This window comes from Hydrogenophaga sp., assembly GCF_026125825.1.
In the GTDB taxonomy this organism is placed as follows: Bacteria; Pseudomonadota; Gammaproteobacteria; order Burkholderiales; family Burkholderiaceae_C; genus Hydrogenophaga.
Genome location: NZ_JAHCKK010000178.1, coordinates 1 through 3,974, shown reverse-complemented (window position 1 = coordinate 3,974; position 3,974 = coordinate 1). Strand labels below are relative to the sequence as shown.

Genomic DNA, 3,974 nt, shown 5'->3' with positions numbered 1-3,974 from the left:
GGGTTCGAGCCGCCGACGACGGGGGTGACGACCGGCTCCTGGTCGAAGCCCTCACCCAGCGCCCTGCGGACGAGCAGGCAGTAGGGGTGATCGATGGCGGTGCGCGCCGGCAGGTACTGCATCCCCTTCTCGATCTCGAGACCGCCCATGCCCATGGCGGCGGCATGGCGGCGGAACTTCGCCAGGATGTCCTCGGGTGTCTGGTTCTTGACCAGCCGCATGTCGATCTTGGCGGTGGCCTCGCAGGGGATCACGGTCTTGGTCCCGGCGCCCTGGAAGCCGGCCGTGAGCCCGGAGATGTTGAGCGTCGGCCGGAACATGATCTTCTCCCAGTGGTCGAGCCCGGCGGGGCCGAACGGGCGGGAGAGGCCGAGCATCCGTTCGAACGCGGCCTGGTCGTGCGGCAGCCGCGCCATGGCCTCGCGGTCGGCCACATCGACCTGTTCAAAGGTGAAACCCGGGTGCTTCTGCAGGGGCTCCAGCCGGGCGCGTTTGAGCGCCACGGCGTAGTAGTCGTTGAGGTTGTCGATGCCGAGCACCGTGTCACCGCGCGCCAGCAGGCGCTGGGCGGTGTGCATGCCGATGAACCCGGCCGCGCCGGTCAGGAGGATGTGCATGGCGGTATGTTAGCCGCCAGGCCGGGTCAATCTTTCTGCCAGATCACGCGTTTTCCGGACGTTTCCCACGTTTCGTAGTACCGCGAGTACAGGTCTTCGATGCGGTTGCGCTTGACCTTGAAGGTGGGCGTGATGATGTCGTTGTCCACCGTCCACGCGGTGGTGACGACCACGACGCATTGCAGCTGCTCGTGCGGATCGAGCGTGGCGTTGATGTCCTTGAGGTGGCGGGCCAGCGAGGTTTCGAGCTCGGCGCGGGCGGCGGGGTCGTTCGCCACGCTCGTGGCCGCGTCCGCGTTGAGCATCACGATGCCCAGCGGCTGGCCCAGGTTGGCGCCTGTCACCACGCAGGCCTCGACGGCCTCGTGCATCACCAGCTTGTCCTCGATCGGCGCCGGGGCGACGTACTTGCCCTTGCCGGTTTTGAACAGGTCCTTCACGCGCCCGGTGATGCGCAGCAGGCCCTGCTTGTCAATCGTGCCCTTGTCGCCGGTCTTGAGCCAGCCGTCTTCGGTGAAGGCCTCGCGGCTCTTCTCGGGCTCCTTGTAGTAGCCCAGCATCAGCGCCTGGCTGCGCATCTGCACCTCGCCCGTTTCGGGGTCGAGGCGGTGCTGCACGCCGGCGTAGGTGGGGCCCACGGTGCCTTGCTGGTTCTTGCCGGGTTCGGTGATGTGCGAGAGCGCGAGGTTCTCGGTCATGCCGTAGCCCTCGTTGATGTTCAGGCCAAGCTGGCTGTACCACTGGAGCAGGGCCATGGGCATGGGCGCGGCGCCGCCGGCGGCGAACTTGCACTGGTCAAGGCCCAGGGCCTTCATGACCTTGCGGCGCACGATGCCGCCCAGGATGGGGATGCGCAGGAGGCGGTTGAGCTTGGCCGGTGGCATCTTGGCGTGGATGCCCTGCTGGAACTTGACCCACAGGCGCGGCACCGAGAAAAAGATGGTCGGGCGCGCGCGCTGCAGGTCGGCGGCGAAGGTGTCGAGCGACTCGGCGAAATACACGTGCATGCCGGTGCGCAGCCAGCCGTGCTCGACCAGCATGCGCTCGACCACGTGGGCCAGCGGCAGGTAGGACAGCATGCGGTCCTCGCCCGAGAGCGGGATGCGCTTGACGCCGGAATCGATGGCCCAGGCGAAGTTGCCGAAGCTGTGCATCACGCCCTTGGGCATGCCGGTGGTACCGGAGGTGTAGATCAGGGTCGCGAGTTCGTCGGCGCCGCGTGCGGGCTCGCCCTGGAGCGGCTGGTGGCGGCCGCAGATCGCATCCCAGCCTTCGTAGGCCTGGAGCGCGTCCAACGGTGACAGCGCGTAGCTGATGCAGGGCAGGCCAGCCGGCACGCCCGGCTTCATGCCCTCCCAGCCGTCGAGCTTGCCGATGAAGCAGGCCTTGGCCTCGCTGTGGGTGAGGATCTGCCGCACCGTCTCGGCCGCGAGCGTGGGGTAGAGCGGCACCGACACGTGGCCTGCCATCCAGATGGCGAGGTCGCTCATCATCCACCAGGCGCAGTTCTTCGAGAGGATCGCGACCTTGGAACCTGGCTCCCAGCCCTGCGATTGCAGGTAGGCCGCCATGCGCCGCACCTGGTCACCAATTTCGGCCCAGGTGAAATCCTGAACCGCGCCCGCGCCCATGGGCTGCGTGAGGGCCACGCGTTGGGGGTCGGTCTTTTCCCAGTGGTAGAGGCGTTGCAGGGCCAGCAGCTCGGGCGCGACTTGGGTCATGTGGCGGGTCTCCGTTGTTGTGAGTGCGAATGGTGAATCTACCAAGCCCTCCGCACGCTGTTTAGAGGGTTTCACCTGTTCGGAGCCGCCGCGCGGCCCAGGGTTCACTCGATGAAATCCACCGTGAGGGCCGGCAGGGGATCGGTGAAGCGCGCGGACCAGCGTTGGCCGGGCTGCACCGCCCAAGCGTCGGTCCAGGTGCCGGTGGTCACCACGTCGCCGGGCCGCAGATCGGGCGCGCCCGGGCAGGCGCGCAGGGTGTCGACGAAGTGTTTGAGCGCGCGCAAGGGGCTGTCGAGCACGTTGCTGCCCTGGCCCAGTTCCACGGGTTCGTCGTTCTTGAGCAGCGTGACACCGGCATGGGCCAGCAGCGCATCGAGTTCGCCCGCGTTCTTCGCGAGCCTGCTCAGGGGCACGCGCGGACCCACCAGCAGATGCGCATGCAAGCCGCCATCGGCCACCGTGTCGGCGGGCAGGAACTTCCAGTCGGGCAAGTGCGATTGCACGACTTCGAAGCCCGTTGCGACCCAGCCGATGGCATCGAACAGCCCGTCCAGCGAGGCGTTCGCCACGGGCGTGGCCTTCAGGCCGAAGACGGTCTCGGGCTCCAGGCGAGGCTGGCACATGCGCGCGAGCGACACCTGGCCTTCGCCTTCGCAGTTGGTGAGCGTGGTGTCCCACACCGTGCCCCAGATCGGCGCGAACACGTTGTAGCGTGCCCAGATCGTGCGGTTGGTGAAACCCACCTTGTAGCCAAGAGGCCGCTCGCCGCGCGCGATGCGCAGATCGCGCACCGCGAGCGACAGGACGTAGGCGGCGTCCAGACCGAAGCCGGCTTGAGCGCTGAGGGCGGCGGGCCAGAGGCGGCCCTGGTCCAGGTGGTCGAGCAGGGTCTGCGGTTTCATGCGGCCATCATAGTCAGGCGCTGGCGTCGGCGCGCCCGAACAGGCGATGCACCTGCGCGCGGATCCACTGGTGCGCCGGGTCTTGCGCGGTGCTGGTGTGCCAGACCAGCCGCACCTCGTAGCTGGGCGCGGCCGCGCGCGGCAGCTCCCACACCCGCAGGTCGTGGCGCTGGCCGAGGTTGGCGGCATACATCTGCGGCACGATGGTCAACAGGTCCGTGTTGAGCGCCAGCTCGGGCAACGCACCGAAGTGCCGGGCGCGCAGCACGATGCGCTCGGAGAGCTTCATGCGGACCAGCATCTTCTCGACGCTGCCGTGGAAGGTGGCGGTGGGCGAGGCCACGACCAGCGAGGCTTCGGACAGCTGGCGGGCGCTCAGCGTGCGCCCCGCCGGTCCCGAGGCGGGACGCCAGCGCGAGGAGGTCAGTGCCACGTAGTGCTCGCGAAACAGCAACTCGGCGCGCACGCCGCGGTGGCGCGGCTGCAGGATGCCGATGGCGAAATCGATGTCGCGCGATTCGAGCGCGGCCGGCACGTCTTCCGCCGCCACCGAAACGTTGGTCACGTGCGCCTGCGGCGCCTGCTGGCGCAGGGCCGCCGCCAGCGGCGGCAGGAACATCATCTCGCCCAGGTCCGACAGCGAAAGACGCCAGCGCATCTCGCTGTGTGCGGGGTCGAAGTCGTCGCGCACGCTCACCAGGGCTTCGAGCATCTGCAACTGCGCCTGCACC

Annotated in this window: 4 protein-coding genes; all 4 read right to left on the bottom strand. The window is 68.3% G+C overall.

Going from position 1 to position 3,974, the window contains the following annotated elements; translation table 11 throughout:
* Positions 1 to 617: NAD-dependent epimerase/dehydratase family protein (locus tag KIT86_RS24510; protein WP_297403263.1), on the bottom strand; the 617-nt coding region annotated here is incomplete at its 3' end.
* A gap of 26 nt (positions 618 to 643) precedes the next feature.
* Positions 644 to 2,338, bottom strand: a complete 1,695-nt coding sequence (locus KIT86_RS24505) for an AMP-binding protein (RefSeq protein ID WP_297403260.1) — start codon at positions 2,336 to 2,338, stop codon at positions 644 to 646.
* 104 nt (positions 2,339 to 2,442) lie between these two features.
* A complete protein-coding gene (locus KIT86_RS24500) occupies positions 2,443 to 3,243 on the bottom strand; it encodes a fumarylacetoacetate hydrolase family protein (protein WP_297403258.1) in 801 nt (266 codons plus the stop codon).
* Positions 3,244 to 3,256: 13 nt separating this feature from the next.
* Positions 3,257 to 3,974, bottom strand: a 718-nt coding sequence (locus KIT86_RS24495) for a LysR substrate-binding domain-containing protein (RefSeq protein WP_297403256.1), incomplete at its 5' end; no start/stop codon positions are given.